The organism is Pseudonocardia tropica (assembly GCF_040105315.1).
Classification (GTDB): domain Bacteria; phylum Actinomycetota; class Actinomycetes; order Mycobacteriales; family Pseudonocardiaceae; genus Pseudonocardia; species Pseudonocardia alni.
On the sequence record NZ_JBEDNP010000093.1, the window covers coordinates 1 to 1,139 of the forward strand.

At 73.0% G+C, this 1,139-nt stretch carries 2 protein-coding genes; one reads left to right on the forward strand and one right to left on the reverse strand.

The features are described from left to right. On the forward strand, nucleotides 1-739 hold a 739-nt coding region (locus WHI96_RS27705; protein ID WP_349302520.1), incomplete at its 5' end, for an NAD(P)/FAD-dependent oxidoreductase. Between the two features lie 61 nt (nucleotides 740-800). Here WHI96_RS27705 and WHI96_RS27710 read toward each other — a convergent pair. Beyond that, nucleotides 801-1,139, reverse strand: a 339-nt coding sequence (locus tag WHI96_RS27710; protein WP_349302521.1) for a rhodanese-like domain-containing protein, incomplete at its 5' end; no start/stop codon positions are given.

A 1,139-nucleotide genomic window follows, 5' to 3' on the forward strand; every position in this document is an offset into this window, starting at 1 on the left:
GCCCGGTGGCCCGATCAAGTGTGCGGGAGCGCCGCAGAAGATCGCCTACCTCGCCGCCGACCACTGGCGGGAGCAGGGCGTGCTGCGCGACATCGACGTGCACCTGGTGCTGCCGACGCCGGGCATGTTCGGCGTACCCGAGTTCGCGAAGGTGCTCGAGGGCGTCGCCGCCCGCTACGGCATCCAGGTCCACTTCCAGAGCGAGATGACCTCGGTGAACGCCGGCGCCAAGGAGATCACCGTCGTCGACCACGCGGCGGGCGACACGACCTCGACCCTGTCCTACGACGTGCTGCACGCCGTCCCGCCGCAGAGCGCGCCGGACTGGGTGAAGAAGAGCGCGCTGGCCGACCCGAACAATCCGGCGGGCTATGTCGAGATCGACAAGCACACCCTGCAGCACTCGCGGTACCCGAACGTGTTCGCCCTCGGCGACGCCGGGTCCTCACCGAACTCGAAGACCGGTGCGGCCATCCGCAAGCAGGCACCGGTGGTCGCCCGGAACCTGCGCGACGTCATGGCGGGGCGCACGCCGTCGGCGAGCTACGACGGCTACGCGTCCTGCCCGCTGACGACCTCGCGGCACCACATGCTGCTCGCCGAGTTCGACTACACGATGACGCCGGCGCCGTCGATCCCCGGGATCGACACCATCAAGGAGCGGAGGGACATGTGGCTGCTCAAGCGCTACGGCCTCCCCGCGATGTACTGGAACGCGATGCTCCGCGGTCTCGCCTGAGTCCCCGCACCGACGACGCCCCGGCCGGATCCCGGCCGGGGCGCCGTCGTCGGCGGGCGGATCAGGTGGTGGCCGGTGTCGCGACCGGCCGGGAGCCGTCGGCCCAGGCACCGAACCCGCCGAGCAGGTCGTCGACGGTGGCGAAGCCCCGGGCACGCAGCACCGACGCCGCAATCGAGGAGCGGTAGCCGCCCGCGCAGTAGACGACGGTCGGGGTGGCCGGGTCGAGCTCGCCGAGCCGCGAGACGAGGGCGGGCAGCGGGATCGGCACGGCTCCCGGGACGAGCCCGGACCCGGCGACCTCGCCCGGGCCGCGGACGTCGACGACCTGCGTCCCGTCCGGCAGGGCGGCCAGCTCGGTGGCGGTCACCCGGCCGGCCGAGCGCAGGCGCTCCGGCGG